The sequence below is a fragment of the Streptomyces sp. NPDC001020 genome, from assembly GCF_053599115.1.
This window is the reverse complement of sequence record NZ_JBSFLQ010000017.1, coordinates 1-18,384: the sequence shown is the minus strand read 5'-3', so window position 1 is coordinate 18,384 and position 18,384 is coordinate 1. Positions and strand designations below refer to the sequence as shown.

The following is an 18,384-nucleotide window of genomic DNA, read 5'->3' as shown; positions in this document are numbered from 1 at the left end:
GACAGGGAGACGGACCAGTGGCCGACAACGCGCGGGCGAAGAGGCTGGCGGACCTCATCCGAGAGGTGGTGGCCCAGAAGCTGCAGCGCGGGATCAAGGACCCGCGGCTCGGCACACACGTCACCATCACGGACACCCGGGTGACGGGCGATCTGCGGGAGGCGACCGTCTTCTACACGGTGTACGGGGACGAGGAGGAGCGGAAGGCAGTCGCCGCCGGCCTGGAGAGCGCCAAGGGCATCCTGCGCTCCGAGGTCGGACGCGCCGCGGGGGTGAAGTTCACGCCGACCCTCACCTTCGTCGCGGACGCCCTCCCGGACACCGCCCGGACCATCGAGGACCTCCTCGACAAGGCGCGCGCCTCCGACGCGCAGGTGCGGGAGACGGCCACCGGGGCCTCGTTCGCCGGTGAAGCCGATCCGTACAAGAAGCCCGGTTCCGCCGACGAGACGGACGACGCCGCCGAATGACCTCGAAGCACACCACGCCCGACGGCCTTGTCATCGTCGACAAGCCGTCGGGCTTCACTTCGCACGACGTCGTAGCCAAGATGCGCGGGATCGCGAAGACGCGGCGCGTCGGCCACGCCGGCACCCTGGACCCCATGGCGACCGGCGTCCTGGTCCTCGGCGTCGAGAAGGCCACCAAACTCCTCGGGCACCTCGCCCTGACGGAGAAGGAGTACCTCGGCACCGTCCGGCTCGGGCAGAACACCGTCACGGACGACGCCGAAGGGGAGATCACCTCCTCCGCCGACGCCTCCGGGATCGCCCGCGCCGCCATCGACGCCGGCATCGCGAAGCTGACCGGGAACATCCTGCAGGTGCCGTCCAAGGTCAGCGCCATCAAGATCGACGGCGTGCGGTCGTACAAGCGGGCGAGGGAAGGCGAGGAGTTCGAGATCCCGGCCCGGCCGGTCACGGTCTCCTCCTTCACCGTGTACGACATCCGGGATGCCGTCGCCGAGGACGGCACCCCCGTCCTCGACCTGGTGGTGTCCGTGGTCTGCTCGTCCGGCACGTACATCCGGGCGCTCGCCCGCGACCTGGGAGCGGACCTCGGCGTCGGAGGGCATCTCACCGCGCTGCGCCGCACGCGCGTCGGGCCCTACAAGCTCGACTCCGCGCGGACTCTGGACCAGCTCCAGCAGGAGCTGACCGTGATGCCGATCGCCGAGGCCGCCGCCGCCGCGTTCCCACGCTGGGACGTGGACGCCAGGCGGGCCAGGCTGCTCACCAACGGCGTGCGCCTGGAGATGCCGGACGAGTACGCGGGAGCCGGACCCGTCGCCGTCTTCGCCCCGGAAGGGCGGTTCCTCGCGCTTGTGGAGGAGCAGAAGGGCAAGGCGAAGAGCCTCGCCGTGTTCGGCTGACCGCGCACGGCGGTCACGAGGGCGGCCCTGCCCGTGGAGCGGCGATCACGAGTCGGCGGTCGCCGCTCCACGGTCCCCCGGGGTTCCCCCTCACAGAGATGTATCCCTGCTCACTCGGCTTTTCACCCCATCGGGCAGGCGCTCAGGGGTGAAGCGAGGGAGCAGAAGGGGGCGCGTTCGTCTCGCGCCGTTCCGGGCGGGCCCCGAGTGCCGCCCGTCACAGCTCCCATGCCGATGCGGGCCGGGGCGACCCGGCATGGCACTCTTAGACCTGCGCAATGAGGCAGAGACGGACACGGGTTCGACGAGGAGCGGTGACAGTGCAGCGCTGGCGTGGCTTGGAGGACATCCCCCAGGACTGGGGGCGCAGCGTCGTCACCATCGGCTCCTATGACGGAGTCCACCGCGGGCACCAGCTGATCATCCGGCATGCCGTGGAACGCGCTCGGGAGCTGGGCGTCTCCTCGGTCGTCGTCACCTTCGACCCGCACCCCAGCGAGGTCGTGCGCCCCGGTAGCCACCCGCCGCTGCTCGCCCCGCACCACCGCCGCGCCGAACTGATGGCCGAGCTGGGCGTCGACGCGGTCCTCATCCTTCCCTTCACCACCGAGTTCTCCCGGCTCTCGCCCGCCGAATTCGTGGTCAAGGTCCTGGTCGACAAGCTGCACGCCAAGGGTGTGGTCGAGGGCCCCAACTTCCGCTTCGGGCACAAGGCCGCCGGGAATGTCGAGTTCCTGGCCGAGCAGGGCGAGACCTACGACTTCGACGTCGAGGTGGTGGATCTCTACGAGTCCGGCGAGGCGGGCGGCGGCGAGCCGTTCTCCTCCACGCTGACCCGGCGGCTGATCGCCGCGGGTGACGTCGAGGGCGCGCGCGAGGTCCTCGGGCGTCCGCACCGGGTCGAGGGCGTGGTGGTGCGCGGCGCCCAGCGAGGCCGGGAGCTGGGCTTCCCGACGGCCAACCTGGAGACGCTCCCGCACACCGCGATCCCGGCCGACGGTGTCTACGCCGGGTGGCTGCACGTCGAGGGCGAGGCGATGCCGGCCGCCATCTCCGTGGGTACGAACCCGCAGTTCGACGGCACCGAGCGGACCGTGGAGGCGTACGCCATCGACCGGGTGGGCCTGGACCTGTACGGGCTGCACGTCGCCGTCGACTTCCTCGCCTTCGTCCGCGGCCAGGCCAAGTTCGAGTCGCTGGAAGCCCTGCTGGAGCAGATGGCGGAGGACGTGAAGTGCTGCCGTGAGCTGATCGCGGCGCATGACGCGAACGACGCGGGATGAGGCCGTAGCCGCCCGCGCTGACGGTGCCACGAGAGAGGGGCGGCTCGCGCCATCAGGTGCGGGCCGCCCCGTTTCTGTGAGCTACTGCTGGGACGGCGGCGGAGGCGGGGCCTGACCCGGCTGCGGCTGCGGCGGATAGGGCTGCTGGGCCTGCGGGTACGGGTGTCCGGGCTGGGGCTGCGCCGGGTGGGCCGGGGGCTGCTGGCCCGGCTGCTGTGGCTGCTGTGGCACGCCGGGGTGAGACCCGGGCTGCGGATAGGGCTGCTGGCCCGGCTGCGGGTGTGCCTGTGCGTGTTGCGGCGGCTGCGGAACCTGGCCGGGGGCGTGCTGAGCAGGGATCTGCTGGCCTGGGACCTGTCCGGGCATGGGCTGGCCCAGGACGTGGCCGGGCATGGGCTGGCCAGGGACCTGTCCGGCCATGGGCTGACTGGGGATCTGGCCCGGGAGAGGCTGGCCCGGCAGCGGCGGGGCGGCGACCGGGGGCGGGTTGCCGTCCGATGTCCACAGGCCGTGCGACTGCTGGTGGCGCACGATGTCCTCGGCGACCATCGCGGCCAGCGTGAAGTACGCCTCGCGCACCTTCGGCCGCATCATGTCGAGGTCGACCTCCGCGCCCGCCGCCAGGTGCTCGTCGAACGGTACGACCATGACACCGCGACACCGGGTCTCGAAGTGCGCGACGATGTCCTCCACCTTGATCATCTTTCCGGTCTCGCGGACCCCGGAGATGACGGTGATGGAGCGCGAGACGAGGTCCGCGTACCCGTGCGCGGACAGCCAGTCCAGCGTGGTGCTCGCACTGCTCGCACCGTCGACCGACGGCGTGGAGATGATGATGAGCTGGTCGGCGAGGTCGAGCACTCCACGCATCGCGCTGTACAGCAGACCAGTGCCCGAGTCGGTCAGGATGATCGGGTACTGCCTGCCGAGCACGTCGATCGCGCGCCGGTAGTCCTCGTCGTTGAAGGTCGTGGAGACGGCCGGGTCGACGTCGTTGGCGATGATCTCCAGGCCGGAGGGCGCCTGCGAGGTGAACCGCCGGATGTCCATGTAGGAGTTGAGGTACGGGATCGCCTGGACCAGGTCACGGATGGTGGCCCCGGTCTCGCGGCGCACGCGGCGGCCGAGCGTACCCGCGTCGGGGTTGGCGTCGATCGCGAGGATCTTGTCCTGCCGTTCGGTGGCGAGCGTGGCGCCCAGCGCGGTGGTCGTGGTGGTCTTGCCGACACCGCCCTTGAGACTGATGACGGCGATCCGGTAGCACGACAGCACCGGTGTCCGGATCAGGTCCAGCTTCCGCTGCCGCTCGGCTTCCTCCTTCTTGGCGCCGAACTTGAACCGGCCGCCACCGACCGGACGGTTGCTCTTCGCCTTCTGCTTCTTGTTGTTGAGCAGCCGGTCGGAGGACAGCTCCACCGCGGCGGTGTAACCGATCGGTGCGGCACCGGGGTTGGTCGGCTGCCGCTGGTCGTGCTGCACGGGCTGCGGCCATGCGGTGCCCGCTCGAGGGTCGATCGGGGGTTGCGGCTGCGCGGGGGGCTGAGGGAATCCATAACCGCCCGGCTGGACCGGGGAGTTGGGCGCGGCCTGCGGTGGGAATCCGTAGTCGGCCTGGGGGGCCGGGGGCTGCGGCTGGGCGGGGTGCGGTGTGGGAGCGGGGGCCGCAGGCTGTGACACCTGAGGGGTCGGGCTCGGGGTGGGTGCTTGGGGCTGCGGAGCGGGGGTGGTCGGGGTGGACGCCTGGGGGTGCGGAGCCGGGGCCGGGGCGGTCTGCTGTGGGAAGCCGTAGCCGCTCTGTTGGGGTACGGGCCCGTTGGCTTGTGGGAAGCCGTAACCGGGCTGGGGTGCAGGGGGGTTGGACGTCGGGGGAGTGACGGCGTCGGGCTGTGGGATGCCGTAACCGGGCTGCGGCGCGGTGGTGTTGGGCTGTGGGATGCCGTAACCGGGCTGCGGCGCGGTGGTGTTGGGCTGTGGGAAGCCGTAACCGGGCTGCGGTGCGTCGGCGGGCCCGCTCGGCGCGGCTTGGTTCCAGGCGGCCGGGGCGGGCTGCGGTGCCTGCGGCTGGAACGGCTGCCGCTGGGGCGGTACGGGTGGTTGAGCAGGCGCCTCACCTTGCGCGGCCGCTGCGGGAGCGGCATCGGCGGGCTGGGGGGTGGCAGGCCACTGCGCCGCCGGAGTCGGAGCGGCCGGCTGGTAGGCGGGCGGCAACGGCGGGACCGTGCTCTGCGGCACCGGCGGCGGGGCCCAGCCTGGCGACTGTTCGCTCCCGGAGGCATCCACAGCCTCCGGGGCTCTGGGCGCACCGGTGGCCGCGTCAGCGGGTACTGCGTCGGTGGACTCGGCGTCAGCGGGTACGGCATCCGCGGGCTCGGCATCCGCGGGCTTGGCGTCCGCAGGCACCGTGCTCTCGTCGGTGGCCTCCTCGGCATCCGCTTCCTTCGTACTCCGGGCCGCTGAGTCCGACTCGGCGGAAGGGACGTCAGGGGACGCGAAGTCCGAAGACGGGGGCTCAGGGGACGCGAAGTCCGAAGACGGGCGCTCAGAGGGCTCGGAGGTCGAGGACAGAGACTCGGAGGTCGACGACAGAGGCTCAGAGGGCTCGGAGACCAGGGACTCGGAAGGCGCGGATTCCGGCGCCGGGGAGGTGAAGGACGGGGACTCGGGCGCGGAGTCCGACGGCCGGGGCGAGGCCTCGGTGCCGGCGGACGTGGGCTCCGCGGCTGCCGGGGCCGGGTCCGCGGTCGGCGGAACCGTCACCCCCTGGGACGCGGAATCCCCAGCGGGCGCGCCCTCCTTCTCACTCGCACCCTCCGGGGCGGCAGCACCCGCGTCGCCGACCGCACCGCTCGTGTCCAGGGCGGCGGGGTCCAGGTCGCTCTCGGCGGCGCCACCGCCCGTGTCGGCCTCCGAAGCCTCATCACCCGAGGCCGTAGCTGCGGTGTCCGCGGAGGGCGCGCTCAACTCGAAGTCGCCGTCGTCTTCGGAGGTTTCCGTCTCCCGTGCGCCCTCGGCCGACGCCGCGTCGACGCCCTCGGCCGCATTCCTCGCGGCAGCCAATTGCTCGAACTCACGCTTGAGGGCGGACCGGGAGAACCGCATGGTGGCGCCGCTCGCCAGGTCTCCATTGGACGGCTCGGCCGCGGGTACGTCGGCCGACAGCCTCCACGCCGGCGAACCCTCGCCGAACGCGGAGTTCGGCACATCGCCGGGGTTTCCGACCGGCGCCGGAACGACCGGCGCGGGTTCGTCCCCGCCCACGGCGGGTGCCGGCGGCGCGGGATCGGGAGTGGCTGCAGCCTCGCTCTCCGTGCCCGTCGAGGACTGGTCCGCCGACGCCCCGGACGCGTTCTGCGTGTACCAGGCGGGCGGCGCGTAGTCGATGGTGAACTCGCCCGTCATCTCCATGGCGGACTCGGCGTCGGACTGGTCATCGTCGGGTGAAGCCCAGCCCCCGCGGATCCCGTTCCGATCGCTGTTCACAGTTCCTCCTGGTGTGGTCGAGCACCCTCATGCCGTGCTGGGGCGACCGCTTTCGTTGTACGAAACCGTCCGACGCCGTCCGATTCCGCCCGGCTGTCCCCCAGGGCGCCGACGGACCGTCATCGGATCTCGTGGAGCGCCCAGTCCCAGCCTAGTCACCAAGCGTGTTTCCAGGGCAGGCCCGTTGACCGCTCCAGGCTTGGGTATCGCGTCACACCGTGGGTAGTTGATCGTGGTCGAACCGGGAAGCCCCGCGCCCACCATCCGTGCCACTTGCACCAACGCCCGTGTGCATCAGCCCAGTTGATGCTTGCCGCAGCGAGTCATCCGCAGCTTCCCCGCGAGCAACGCCAGTGCCGGTGCGACGTGAGAAGGGGGCGTCACATACGAGTGGCACCCCGTTCCGTCTCACATCACTCCGCAGCGAGCCCGCCGTTGTGCGGCGCCGGCTCCAGGTCGAACTCCCCGTCCCGCGCTCCGAGTACGAACGCCCGCCACTCCGCCTCCGTGTACCGAAGCACGGTGTCCGGATCGAGCGACGACCTCATGGCGACGGCGCCGTCCGGCAGATAGGCGATCTCGACCCGTTCCTCGTGCTCCTCGGTACCCGGTGCGCTGTGCCACTCGACCCCCGAGATGTCCAGGGCGTAGAGCTCGTCCTTCTCGCGCTCCTTGCGTTCCCTGAGTTCCTTGTCCAGCGCATCGGCCATGGTGGACGGGTCCCTTCACGATGTACGAACGAGCTACCCGTTCACAGTACTTGGGCAAGCCTGTCGCTGCGGGGTGTAGGACCCGGATCCAGGCCCCCGCACCCGGGTCCCCCTGTCGTGGGCCAGGCCGACGCCCAATATCACGTGAGAGACACGGCACAGAGGGTGGCGTGGTCTTCTCATCCGCGCAGAAGACAGGGGCGACCGTTCTGTCGGCCTCGACGACGCTCTCCGCCCGCGGCCGTCGCTCTGACCTGATGGCGAGGCCTCTCCGGGGGGCTTCGCTTGCCGAGAGTCTCCGGAACCTCCTTCTGTGTAACTCGAGGGACGGGAAACAGGACCCCATTCACCCGCTGCGGATGAGCGGAGGCCGGCTTCCGGTGTACCGGCCGACCGCGGGCGGGTCGGCCTGAGCGCGGTCGTCCTCCGGAACTCGCGCACCGGAAGGAGACACCATTCCTCTTTTCACCCTTGCGAGCGATGACCGGTACGAGCTGAGCACTCCTTGGAATACGGACACCGTCATCGACCGGGACCGCGTCTTCCTCGCGAAGCGGGAGCTCATGCCGGACGACGATCACGCCAAGGACCCGATACAGGTGGCTGGCGGCGTCGGCAGCGCCGAGTCGCGCCCAGGAGATCGCCGGCGTGCGAGGGGTCGGCGAGCGACCGGCCGGCCAGGCACCTCCGCCCAGGCTGGTAGCCTGTGTGACGGCCGTTCGTGTACGCACCCCCGGACCCCACCCGAGCCCGAAAGGGCCGCAGCGGGAATCTGGAGGTCGCGCCCAGCGGATCCCCGCCTCCCGAGTCACGGAAGCTCCCCTGAGAAGCAGACCAGGGGCACTCGGAGGCCACCAGAAGATCACGAGGAGTACGCGTGTCGCTCGACGCCGCTACGAAGAAGCAGATCATCGCCGATTTCGGTACCAAGGAGGGTGACACCGGCTCCCCCGAGGTCCAGGTCGCGCTGCTGTCCCGCCGCATCTCGGACCTGACCGAGCACCTCAAGACCCACAAGCACGACCACCACTCCCGCCGTGGTCTGCTGATCCTGGTCGGTCAGCGTCGCCGCCTGCTGCAGTACCTGGCCAAGAAGGACATCCAGCGCTTCCGTGCGCTGGTCGACCGCCTCGGCATCCGCCGCGGTGCGGCCGGCGGCGCCAAGTAAGACGCCGTGAAGGGGAGCGGTTCCCACGCGATAGGGGGCCGCTCCCTTTTGCTGTACGTGCGGACTGTCACCGCGGCTTTGTAATGTGGTAGCAGAACGCCATACGTACGACGCAGTGTGACAGCACCTGGGCACGCCAGGTGCCGTCGCACACACCGAACGAGGAGGAGCGCACCGCGCAGCCGCCGGTCCTCGGTAGTGGCCCCCGGGGGAATTGATCCCCGGGTGCTTCGATCGAAGACCGGCCCGCAGAGCGCTTCTCCGCCACCGTCCCGCTGCCACACGGGCAGCCGGGACGAAGACGAGGAGAAAAAGCTAGTGGAGAACGAGACCCACTACGCCGAGGCCGTCATCGACAACGGCTCCTTCGGCACCCGTACCATCCGCTTCGAGACGGGCCGTCTGGCCAAGCAGGCCGCCGGTTCCGCCGTGGCGTACCTGGACGACAACACGATGGTCCTGTCGGCCACCACCGCGTCCAAGAACCCCAAGGACCAGCTCGACTTCTTCCCGCTGACGGTCGACGTCGAGGAGCGGATGTACGCCGCCGGGAAGATCCCCGGCTCCTTCTTCCGCCGCGAGGGTCGCCCCTCCGAGGACGCCATCCTGACCTGCCGGCTCATCGACCGTCCGCTGCGCCCGTCCTTCAAGAAGGGCCTGCGCAACGAGATCCAGGTCGTCGCCACGATCATGGCGCTCAACCCCGACCACCTGTACGACGTCGTGGCGATCAACGCCGCCTCCGCGTCCACGCAGCTGGCCGGTCTGCCCTTCTCCGGCCCGATCGGCGGCGTCCGCGTCGCGCTGATCAACGGCCAGTGGGTCGCCTTCCCGACGCACTCCGAGCTCGAGGACGCCGCGTTCGACATGGTCGTCGCCGGTCGCGTCCTTGAGGACGGCGACGTCGCGATCATGATGGTCGAGGCCGAGGCCACCGAGAAGACCATCAAGCTTGTCGAGGGCGGCTCCGAGGCGCCCACCGAGGAGGTCGTCGCCGCCGGTCTGGAGGCCGCGAAGCCCTTCATCAAGGTGCTCTGCAAGGCCCAGGCGGACCTCGCCGCGAAGGCCGCCAAGCCGACCGCCGAGTTCCCGATCTTCCTCGACTACCAGGACGACGTCCTGGAGGCGCTGACCGCCGCCGTCCGCCCCGAGCTGGCCCAGGCGCTCACCATCGCCGGCAAGCAGGAGCGCGAGTCCGAGCTGGACCGCGTCAAGCAGCTCGCCGCCGAGAAGCTCCTGCCGGAGTTCGAGGGCCGCGAGAAGGAGATCTCCGCCGCGTACCGCTCGCTGACCAAGACCCTGGTCCGTGAGCGCGTCATCAAGGAGAAGAAGCGCATCGACGGCCGCGGTGTCACCGACATCCGCACGCTGGCCGCCGAGGTCGAGGCCATTCCGCGGGTTCACGGTTCGGCCCTGTTCGAGCGTGGCGAGACCCAGATCCTGGGCGTCACCACGCTGAACATGCTCCGCATGGAGCAGCAGCTGGACACCCTCTCCCCGGTGACCCGCAAGCGCTACATGCACAACTACAACTTCCCGCCGTACTCCACCGGTGAGACCGGCCGCGTCGGCTCCCCCAAGCGCCGCGAGATCGGTCACGGCGCGCTGGCCGAGCGTGCCCTCGTGCCGGTGCTGCCCACGCGCGAAGAGTTCCCGTACGCGATCCGCCAGGTCTCCGAAGCCCTCGGCTCCAACGGCTCGACGTCCATGGGCTCCGTCTGCGCCTCCACAATGTCGCTGCTGAACGCCGGTGTGCCACTCAAGGCCCCCGTCGCCGGTATCGCCATGGGCCTGATCTCCCAGGAGATCGAGGGCGAGACGCACTACGTGACGCTGACCGACATCCTCGGCGCCGAGGACGCCTTCGGCGACATGGACTTCAAGGTCGCCGGTACCAAGGAGTTCGTCACCGCCCTCCAGCTCGACACCAAGCTGGACGGCATCCCGGCCTCCGTCCTGGCCGCGGCCCTCAAGCAGGCCCGCGACGCCCGCCTCCACATCCTCGACGTGATGACGGAGGCCATCGACCGGCCCGACGCGATGTCCCCGAACGCCCCGCGGATCATCACCGTCAAGATTCCGGTCGACAAGATCGGCGAGGTCATCGGCCCCAAGGGCAAGATGATCAACCAGATCCAGGAGGACACCGGCGCCGACATCACGATCGAGGACGACGGCACGATCTACATCGGTGCCGCCGACGGCCCCTCCGCCGAGGCCGCCCGCGCCACGATCAACGGCATCGCCAACCCGACCATGCCGGAGGTCGGCGAGCGCTACCTGGGCACGGTCGTCAAGACGACCACCTTCGGCGCGTTCGTCTCCCTGCTGCCGGGCAAGGACGGCCTGCTGCACATCTCGCAGATCCGCAAGCTCGCCGGCGGCAAGCGCGTGGAGAACGTCGAGGACGTGGTCGGCGTGGGCCAGAAGGTCCAGGTCGAGATCGCCGAGATCGACTCCCGCGGCAAGCTCTCCCTCATCCCCGTGATCGAGGGCGAGGGCGACGAGGCGAAGGACGACACCGACAAGTGACGTCCCGTGGCTTCAAGGCGACGGCCCGCACCTCTTCGGAGGGGCGGGCCGTCGCCCGTACCCAAACCCTCATCAAGGGCGAGAACGGCATCGGCACCGTCCGTAAGACCACCCTCCCCGGTGGTCTGCGCATCGTCACGGAAACCCTGCCCTCCGTCCGTTCCGCCACCTTCGGCATCTGGGCGCACGTCGGCTCGCGCGACGAGACGCCGTCCCTGAACGGCGCCACGCACTACCTGGAGCATCTGCTCTTCAAGGGCACCTCACGCCGCAGCGCGCTGGACATCTCCGCCGCGATCGACGCGGTCGGCGGCGAGATGAACGCGTTCACGGCGAAGGAGTACACGTGCTATTACGCGCGTGTGCTCGACACCGACCTGCCGCTCGCCATCGACGTCGTCTGCGACATGCTCACCGGCTCGCTCATCCGCGAGGAGGACGTCGACGTGGAGCGCGGCGCGATCCTCGAAGAGATCGCGATGACGGAGGACGATCCTGGCGACTGTGTGCACGACCTGTTCGCGCACACGATGCTCGGCGACACCCCGCTCGGCCGCCCGGTCCTCGGTACGGTCGACACGGTCAACGCCCTCACCGCCGACCGCATCCGCCGCTTCTACCGCAAGCACTACGACCCCACTCACCTGGTGGTCGCCTGCGCCGGCAACGTCGACCACCACAAGGTCGTACGCCAGGTGCGTGCCGCCTTCGAGAAGGCCGGTGCCCTCAAGCGGCTGGACGCCACGCCCATCGCCCCGCGCGTCGGCCGCCGTGCCATCCGTACCGCCGGCCGCGTGGAGTTGCTGGGCCGCAAGACCGAGCAGGCGCATGTCGTCCTCGGTATGCCCAGCCTGGCCCGTACCGACGAGCGCCGCTGGGCGCTGGGCGTCCTCAACACCGCTCTCGGCGGCGGCATGTCGTCGCGCCTCTTCCAGGAGGTGAGGGAGAAGCGGGGCCTCGCGTACAGCGTGTACTCGTACACCTCGGGCTTCGCCGACTGTGGCCTCTTCGGTGTGTACGCCGGCTGCCGCCCGAGCCAGGTGCACGACGTGCTCAAGATCTGCCGCGACGAGCTGGACCACGTCGCCGAGCACGGCCTGCCGGATGACGAGATCGCTCGCGCGATCGGTCAGCTGAGGGGCTCCACCGTTCTCGGCCTCGAGGACACGGGTGCGCTGATGAACCGTATCGGCAAGAGCGAGCTGTGCTGGGGCGACCAGATGTCCGTAGATGACATGCTGTCCCGGATAGCCGCGGTCACCCCGGACGACGTCCGGTCCGTGGCCCGCGAGATCCTGGGCCAGCGTCCCTCGCTTTCGGTGATCGGCCCGCTCAAGGACAGGCAGGCGTCCCGTCTGCACGACGCGGTCGCATAAGTCCTCGACACGTTCGACCAAGGAATCAGGAACATGAGCAAGCTGCGCGTGGCGGTCCTCGGGGCCCAGGGCCGGATCGGTTCGGAGGCGGTACGGGCCGTCGAGGCCGCCGAGGACATGGAACTGGTCGCCGCCCTCGGCAGGGGCGACAAACTGGAGACCCTCGTCGAAACCGGCGCCGAGGTGGCGGTCGAGCTGACGACCCCGGCCTCGGTGATGGGGAACCTCGACTTCTGCGTCCGGCACGGCATCCACGCCGTGGTCGGCACGACGGGCTGGACCGACGAGCGCCTTGCTCAGTTGAAGGGTTGGCTCGCGCTGTCCCCGGAGACGGGCGCCCTCATCGCTCCGAACTTCTCCATCGGCGCCGTGCTGACCATGAAGTTCGCCGAGGTGGCCGCCCCCTACTTCGAGTCCGTCGAGGTGATCGAGCTACACCACCCGAAGAAGGCGGACGCCCCCAGCGGCACCGCCACGCGCACCGCCCAGCTCATCGCCGACGCCCGCCGGAAGGCCGGCAGCGATCCGCAGCCCGATGCCACGGTGACCGCCCTGGACGGCGCCCGCGGCGCGAACGTCGACGGCGTCCCGGTGCACTCGGTCCGCCTGCGTGGTCTGCTCGCCCACCAGGAGGTGCTGCTCGGTGGCGAGGGTGAGACCCTCACCATCCGCCACGACTCGCTGCACCACAGCAGCTTCATGCCGGGCATCCTGCTCGGTGTCCGCCGCGTCGTGACCACTCCGGGCCTCACCTTCGGCCTCGAGCACTTCCTGGATCTGAAGTAGCCACGATGCGCGCGAAGATCACCTACGCCGTCACGGCCGGCGTCCTGGTCGTCTACTTCGTCCTGGTCGGCAGCCGCGGTGTGCTCCTGATCCAGCACGGCACCGCGATCACCGTCACCTTCGGTATCGCGGTGCTGATCCTGCCGGTCATCGGCGTCTGGTTCCTCTGGAAGAACACGCAGTTCGTCCGCAAGGCCAACCGACTCGCCGCCGAGCTGGACGCCGAGGGCGGCCTGCCCGTCGACGAGCTGAGGCGTTCGCCCAGCGGCCGGATCGACCGCGACTCGGCCGATGAGGTCTTCGCCAGGCGCAAGGCGGAGACAGAGGACGCCCCGGACGACTGGCGCAGCTGGTTCCGCCTGGCGATCGCCTACCACGACGCGCGGGACACGCCCCGCGCCCGCAAGGCGATGCAGCGGGCGATCGCCCTGCACGACGCCGGCACGGTCACGTCCTGACCATCGCCCGTCCCGGGCCCGGCCGACGATGCGCGCCGACGCTCCGGCCCGGTCCGTAGGGACGAACGGCGCGCAAGGACGAGCAAGGGGCCGCCTCGCCGAACGTGAACGAGGCGGCCCCTTCGTCGTACCGCGTCAGTCCCGGTGGTACTCCGCGGCCCAGGCCTCGACCGCGTCCGCCGCCCGGTCGAAGGCCTGCGGGCGGGCGAGGAAGTCGGCATTGTGTGTGGTCAGCAGCGGCGGCATGTCCTCGGGCGCACGACCCTTGCGTACCAGGACCAGCGCCTGTCCCTGTACTGTGCGCGGCAGTCCGAGCCAGCGCACCGGCTGCTGCACCGTCCGTACCGAGTCCGCCTTCTGCCAGGACGTCGTAAGCGTCCTGAAGAAGCCCACCCGGCGCAGCCCTTGAGCGCTCACCCACACACCCATGCGGAGCATCCGCAGGGCGCCGACGATGAGGACCAGCGCGATGCCGAAGACCGTGCCGGCGCTGGACGGTGTGCCGGTGAGCGCGATGATGACGGCCGCGAACAACACGTACGACGCGATCAGGAGCAGTATCGCCGCAGCGCCCACGCGCCACGGACCGGGGCGGTAGGGGCGCCGCCAGCGGTCATGGTCGTCGTAGGGCAGCGGGAGATCATCCGCTACCTGGTCGGACGCAGGGTCGGCCGTCAGAAAGGGCAGGGGCACGACTGATCCTCACTCGGTCCTTGGGGCTGTGCCCGGTGAGGCTACCGAGCCATGTCCCAGCTCACCACCCTCGGGGGCCCAAGGGGGCCTCAGCGTCCGTCGGAGGCCTCGGAGTGCTGCGTCGCCGCGGGCGACTGATGGGACATGGAGGGCATCCCTATGATCAGGGCGCCCACGAGCCCCCCGACGATGGTGAGCCCCATCAACCAGCGTGTCGCCTTCTGAGCTGCGGACGCACGCTCGCGCGGCGGCGGAGTGACATTGCTGCGGAAGGAGTCGGCTTCGGCGAGGAAGGCGAACGGTACGGGCTCGCGCCGACGGAACATGGGGAGCGCTTCTCCTCTGGGTCTCGAAACGGGCGGGGATCTGGGAGGCCGGTGCCGACGGGGCGAACGTCGCCTGCCGCGGCACTGGAACAAGTCGTTGTCACCAAGACAGACGAGCGATCGATGCGGAAGGTGCCCTGTTTCGCCGAATTCGCAGAAGTTCGCGAACGAATGTCGCGGCCCGGTACCGAACGCCCCGTTGTCAGTGCCGGGCCGTAGAGTGGGCGCCGCCCGAGCCTGTGATGGGAAGGACCTCCTGCACCGTGACCGACACCCCCGCCGACGACCTCAAGCCCAGCTTCCGCAGTGACGTCACCGTCGAACTGGTCAAGCACAGCGCGGCCGACTCCGACGTGCTGTGGGCCGCCCGCGTCTCCACGGCCGGTGAGCAGTCCCTGGACGAGCTGAAGAAGGACCCCGAGCGCTCCAAGGGTCTGATCAACTACCTGATGCGGGACCGGCACGGCAGTCCCTTCGAGCACAACTCGATGACGTTCTTCATCAGCGCCCCGATCTTCGTCTTCCGAGAGTTCATGCGGCACCGCGTGGGCTGGTCGTACAACGAGGAGTCGGGCCGGTACCGGGAGCTCGAGCCGGTCTTCTACGTCCCCGACGCGTCCCGCAAGCTCGTCCAGGAGGGCCGTCCGGGCAAGTACCGGTTCGTCGAGGGCACCCAGGCCCAGCAGGAGCTGGCGGGGCGCGTGATGGAGGACGCGTACGTACACGCGTACGAGGCGTATCAGGAGATGCTCGCCGCAGGCGTCGCTCGCGAGGTCGCCCGTTCGGTCCTGCCGGTCGGTCTGTTCTCCTCGATGTACGCGACCTGCAACGCCCGCTCTCTGATGCATTTCCTCGGCCTGCGCACCCAGCACGAACTCGCGAAGGTCCCGTCCTTCCCGCAGCGGGAGATCGAGATGGTCGGCGAGAAGATGGAGGCCGAGTGGGCCAGGCTCATGCCGCTCACGTACGCCGCCTTCAATGCCAACGGCCGTGTGGCGCCGTAGCGCACACCCGCACTCCGGCCGGACGGAGATGCACGGTGAGCCGAGTGAAGTGTCCGTATTGCGGCATTTCCAGAAGTTCATCTAGCCTGATCGAACGGACCCGGCACTGCTTGAACCCCCGAGCAGGCAGTGCCGGGTTCCATCTTTGTCCGGACTTTTCCCGCCCCCCGAGGGAAGACCGCACACGGGGCAACGAGTAGCGTGTTACCCATGGCTCCGACCTCCACTCCGCAGATCCCCTTCGGGCGGATCCTCACCGCCATGGTCACGCCCTTCACGGCGGACGGCGCACTTGACCTCGACGGCGCGCAGCGACTCGCCACCCACCTGGTGGACGCGGGCAACGACGGCCTGATCGTCAATGGCACCACCGGCGAGTCCCCGACCACCAGCGACGCGGAGAAATCGGAGCTCGTACGAGCCGTCCTGGAGGCGGTCGGCGATCGCGCCCACATCGTCGCCGGTGTCGGCACTAACGACACCCGCCACAGCATCGAACTGGCGCGCGCGGCACAGAAGGCCGGAGCACACGGTCTGCTGACCGTCACGCCGTACTACAACAAGCCCCCGCAGGAGGGCCTCTACCGGCACTTCACGGCCATCGCCGACGCCACCGAGCTGCCGGTCATGCTCTACGACATCCCGGGCCGCAGCGGTGTCCCGATCAACACCGAGACCATCGTCCGCCTGGCGGAGCACCCGCGGATAGTCGCCAACAAGGACGCCAAGGGTGACCTCGGCCGCGCCAGCTGGGCCATCGCCCAGTCCGGCCTTGCCTGGTACTCGGGCGACGACATGCTCAATCTGCCGCTGCTCTCCGTGGGAGCGGTCGGCTTCGTCTCGGTCGTCGGCCACGTCGTCACGCCCGAGTTGCGCGCCATGGCCGAGGCCTATGTGAGCGGCGACGTCCACAAGGCCCTGGAAATTCACCAGAAGCTGCTCCCGGTGTTCACCGGCATGTTCCGCACCCAGGGCGTCATGACCACCAAGGCCGCCCTCGCCCTCCAGGGCCGGCCCGCCGGACCGCTGCGCGCACCCATGGTCGAGCTCTCTCCGGAGGAGACCGCCCAGCTCAAGATCGATCTTGCGGCTGGCGGGGTACAGCTCTGACAAAGACTTCACAACTGAATAGGCAGGACACAGGTGCCTGCACCCCACACCGACAACTGCTTTTGCACGAACGTCATGCGCGCCGCGTGCCCTACAGGTACGTGGCGCGCATCGTGAGGAGAGTCTTTTGAGTCATCCGCATCCAGAACTCGGACCGCCGCCGAAGCTCCCCGAAGGCGGCCTGAGGGTCACCCCACTCGGCGGCCTCGGGGAGATCGGCCGGAACATGACCGTCTTCGAGTACGGCGGCCGCCTGCTGATCGTCGACTGCGGAGTGCTCTTCCCCGAAGAGGAGCAGCCCGGAATCGACCTGATCCTGCCGGACTTCTCGTCCATCCGCGGCCGTCTCGACGATGTCGAGGGCATCGTGCTCACCCACGGGCACGAGGACCACATCGGCGCCGTCCCGTTCCTGCTGCGGGAGAAGCCCGACATCCCGCTGATCGGCTCCAAGCTGACCCTCGCACTGATCGAGGCCAAGCTCCAGGAGCACCGCATCCGCCCGTACACCCTGGAGGTCGCCGAGGGGCAGCGCGAGCGCGTCGGCCCCTTCGACTGCGAATTCATCGCGGTCAACCACTCCATCCCGGACGCCCTCGCGGTCGCCATCCGCACCCCCGCCGGCATGGTGGTCCACACGGGCGACTTCAAGATGGACCAGTTGCCGCTGGACAACCGGCTGACGGACCTCCACGCGTTCGCACGTCTGAGTGAGGAGGGCATCGACCTTCTCCTCACCGACTCCACCAACGCCGAGGTCCCCGGGTTCACCCCCCACGAGCGAGACATCTCCAACGTCCTGCGTCAGGTGTTCGCGAGTGCCCGCAAGCGGATCATCGTGGCGAGTTTCGCCAGCCACGTCCACCGGATCCAGCAGATTCTGGACGCGGCTCACGAGTACGGTCGCCGGGTGGCCTTCGTCGGTCGTTCGATGGTCCGCAACATGGGCATCGCGAGGGATCTGGGCTACCTGAGGGTCCCGCCCGGCCTGGTCGTGGACGTGAGGACCCTTGACGACCTGCCGGACGAACAAGTGGTCCTCGTCTGCACGGGTTCCCAGGGTGAGCCGATGGCAGCCCTGTCCCGTATGGCAAACAGGGACCACCAGATCCGTATCGTCGAGGGCGACACCGTGATCCTGGCGTCGTCGCTGATCCCCGGCAACGAGAACGCGGTGTACCGCGTGATCAACGGCCTCACCCGTTGGGGCGCGAACGTCGTGCACAAGGGCAATGCCAAGGTGCACGTCTCGGGCCACGCGTCCGCGGGCGAACTGCTGTACTTCTACAACATCTGTCGGCCGAGGAACCTGATGCCGGTTCACGGCGAGTGGCGCCATCTGCGGGCGAACGCGGAACTCGGGGCCCTGACTGGTGTCCCGCACGACCGGATCGTCATCGCCGAGGACGGCATCGCCGTCGACCTCATCGAGGGCAAGGCGAAGATCTCCGGCAAGGTCCAGGCCGGTTACGTGTACGTCGACGGTTTGTCGGTCGGCGACGTCGGCGAGCCCGCGCTCAAGGACCGCAAGATCCTCGGCGACGAGGGCATCATCTCGGTCTTCGTCGTGGTGGACTCGTCGACAGGCAAGATCACCGGCGGTCCCCATGTCCAGGCCCGTGGCTCGGGCATCGACGACTCGGCCTTCGCCGCTGTGCTCCCCAAGGTCACGGAAGTGTTGGAGAAGTCGGCGCAGGACGGGGTCGTCGAACCCCACCAGCTGCAACAGCTGATGCGCCGGACCCTGGGCAAGTGGGTCTCGGACACGTATCGGCGCAGGCCGATGATCCTGCCCGTGGTGGTTGAGGTCTGAGGGCCCGTCAAGCCCGGACACGGCTGTAACCGGAGCGGGGCGCCCCGATTTGCATCGGGGCGCCCCGCTCCAGTACGTTTACGGCTCCGCCAGCAGGGGAACCCGGCGCATCCGCGCGTCAGGAGCAAACCTCAGCGGGATGGAAATGCCGACTCAGAATCTCTGATAAAGTCGGATTCGCCGGAAAGGGAAACGCGAGAGCGGGAACCTGGAAAGCACCGAGGAAATCGGGTCGAGAAAAGATCTGATAGAGTCGGAAACACCGAAGGGAAG

The 18,384-nt window shown here is 69.3% G+C and carries 15 protein-coding genes; 11 read left to right on the top strand and 4 right to left on the bottom strand.

The features are described from left to right. The first annotated feature begins 17 nt into the window (after nt 1-17). From rbfA to ACWDEX_RS17825, 3 genes are all read left to right on the top strand, one after another. Nucleotides 18-470, top strand: a complete 453-nt coding sequence (gene rbfA, locus ACWDEX_RS17835) for a 30S ribosome-binding factor RbfA (RefSeq protein WP_450464450.1) — start codon at nt 18-20, stop codon at nt 468-470. Further along, the gene (gene truB, locus ACWDEX_RS17830) at nt 467-1,372 is read left to right on the top strand and encodes a tRNA pseudouridine(55) synthase TruB (RefSeq protein ID WP_450464448.1); all 906 of its coding nucleotides are present in this window, start codon (nt 467-469) and stop codon (nt 1,370-1,372) included. The genes rbfA and truB overlap by 4 nt, the downstream gene beginning before the upstream one ends. A gap of 320 nt (nt 1,373-1,692) precedes the next feature. Then, nucleotides 1,693-2,655 (top strand): bifunctional riboflavin kinase/FAD synthetase, encoded by a 963-nt coding sequence (locus ACWDEX_RS17825; protein WP_450464606.1) that lies wholly within the window; start codon nt 1,693-1,695, stop codon nt 2,653-2,655. 81 nt (nt 2,656-2,736) lie between these two features. Here the strand turns inward: ACWDEX_RS17825 and ACWDEX_RS17820 are convergent, their stop codons facing one another. Then, the gene (locus tag ACWDEX_RS17820; RefSeq protein WP_450464447.1) at nt 2,737-6,135 is read right to left on the bottom strand and encodes an SCO5717 family growth-regulating ATPase; all 3,399 of its coding nucleotides are present in this window, start codon (nt 6,133-6,135) and stop codon (nt 2,737-2,739) included. Between the two features lie 413 nt (nt 6,136-6,548). Continuing rightward, nucleotides 6,549-6,845 carry a DUF397 domain-containing protein gene (locus ACWDEX_RS17815; protein ID WP_450464446.1) on the bottom strand — a complete coding sequence of 99 codons (297 nt, stop codon included), beginning with the start codon at nt 6,843-6,845 and terminating at the stop codon, nt 6,549-6,551. An 877-nt stretch (nt 6,846-7,722) separates the two neighbouring features. Here ACWDEX_RS17815 and rpsO point away from each other — a divergent pair. The 5 genes from rpsO (at nt 7,723) to ACWDEX_RS17790 (ending at nt 13,165) form a co-directional block, all read left to right on the top strand. Continuing rightward, nucleotides 7,723-8,013: a 30S ribosomal protein S15 gene (rpsO, locus tag ACWDEX_RS17810; protein WP_450464445.1), complete on the top strand. Its 291-nt coding sequence runs from the start codon at nt 7,723-7,725 to the stop codon at nt 8,011-8,013. A gap of 318 nt (nt 8,014-8,331) precedes the next feature. Next, the gene (locus tag ACWDEX_RS17805; RefSeq protein ID WP_450464443.1) at nt 8,332-10,545 is read left to right on the top strand and encodes a polyribonucleotide nucleotidyltransferase; all 2,214 of its coding nucleotides are present in this window, start codon (nt 8,332-8,334) and stop codon (nt 10,543-10,545) included. Beyond that, nucleotides 10,542-11,921, top strand: a complete 1,380-nt coding sequence (locus ACWDEX_RS17800) for a M16 family metallopeptidase (protein WP_450464441.1) — start codon at nt 10,542-10,544, stop codon at nt 11,919-11,921. The genes ACWDEX_RS17805 and ACWDEX_RS17800 overlap by 4 nt, the downstream gene beginning before the upstream one ends. 33 nt (nt 11,922-11,954) lie before the next feature. After that, the gene (gene dapB, locus ACWDEX_RS17795; protein WP_450464440.1) at nt 11,955-12,707 is read left to right on the top strand and encodes a 4-hydroxy-tetrahydrodipicolinate reductase; all 753 of its coding nucleotides are present in this window, start codon (nt 11,955-11,957) and stop codon (nt 12,705-12,707) included. 5 nt (nt 12,708-12,712) lie between these two features. After that, nucleotides 12,713-13,165 (top strand): hypothetical protein, encoded by a 453-nt coding sequence (locus ACWDEX_RS17790; RefSeq protein ID WP_450464438.1) that lies wholly within the window; start codon nt 12,713-12,715, stop codon nt 13,163-13,165. Between the two features lie 135 nt (nt 13,166-13,300). Here ACWDEX_RS17790 and ACWDEX_RS17785 read toward each other — a convergent pair whose 3' ends face one another. After that, entirely contained in the window at nt 13,301-13,858 is a 558-nt protein-coding gene (locus ACWDEX_RS17785; RefSeq protein WP_450464437.1) for a hypothetical protein, read from the bottom strand. Between the two features lie 89 nt (nt 13,859-13,947). Continuing rightward, entirely contained in the window at nt 13,948-14,184 is a 237-nt protein-coding gene (locus ACWDEX_RS17780) for a hypothetical protein (RefSeq protein WP_450464435.1), read from the bottom strand. Nucleotides 14,185-14,447: 263 nt separating this feature from the next. On the opposite strand from ACWDEX_RS17780, the gene thyX reads away from it, so the two are divergent. The 3 genes from thyX to ACWDEX_RS17765 all read left to right on the top strand — a co-directional run bounded on the left by thyX (nt 14,448) and on the right by ACWDEX_RS17765 (nt 18,111). After that, a complete protein-coding gene (gene thyX, locus ACWDEX_RS17775) occupies nt 14,448-15,188 on the top strand; it encodes an FAD-dependent thymidylate synthase (protein ID WP_450464434.1) in 741 nt (246 codons plus the stop codon). 210 nt (nt 15,189-15,398) lie between these two features. Continuing rightward, the gene (dapA, locus tag ACWDEX_RS17770) at nt 15,399-16,298 is read left to right on the top strand and encodes a 4-hydroxy-tetrahydrodipicolinate synthase (protein ID WP_450464432.1); all 900 of its coding nucleotides are present in this window, start codon (nt 15,399-15,401) and stop codon (nt 16,296-16,298) included. 127 nt (nt 16,299-16,425) lie between these two features. Beyond that, on the top strand, nt 16,426-18,111 hold the full coding sequence (locus tag ACWDEX_RS17765; protein WP_450464430.1) for a ribonuclease J: 1,686 nt from the start codon (nt 16,426-16,428) through the stop codon (nt 18,109-18,111). Nucleotides 18,112-18,384: the final 273 nt, after the last annotated feature.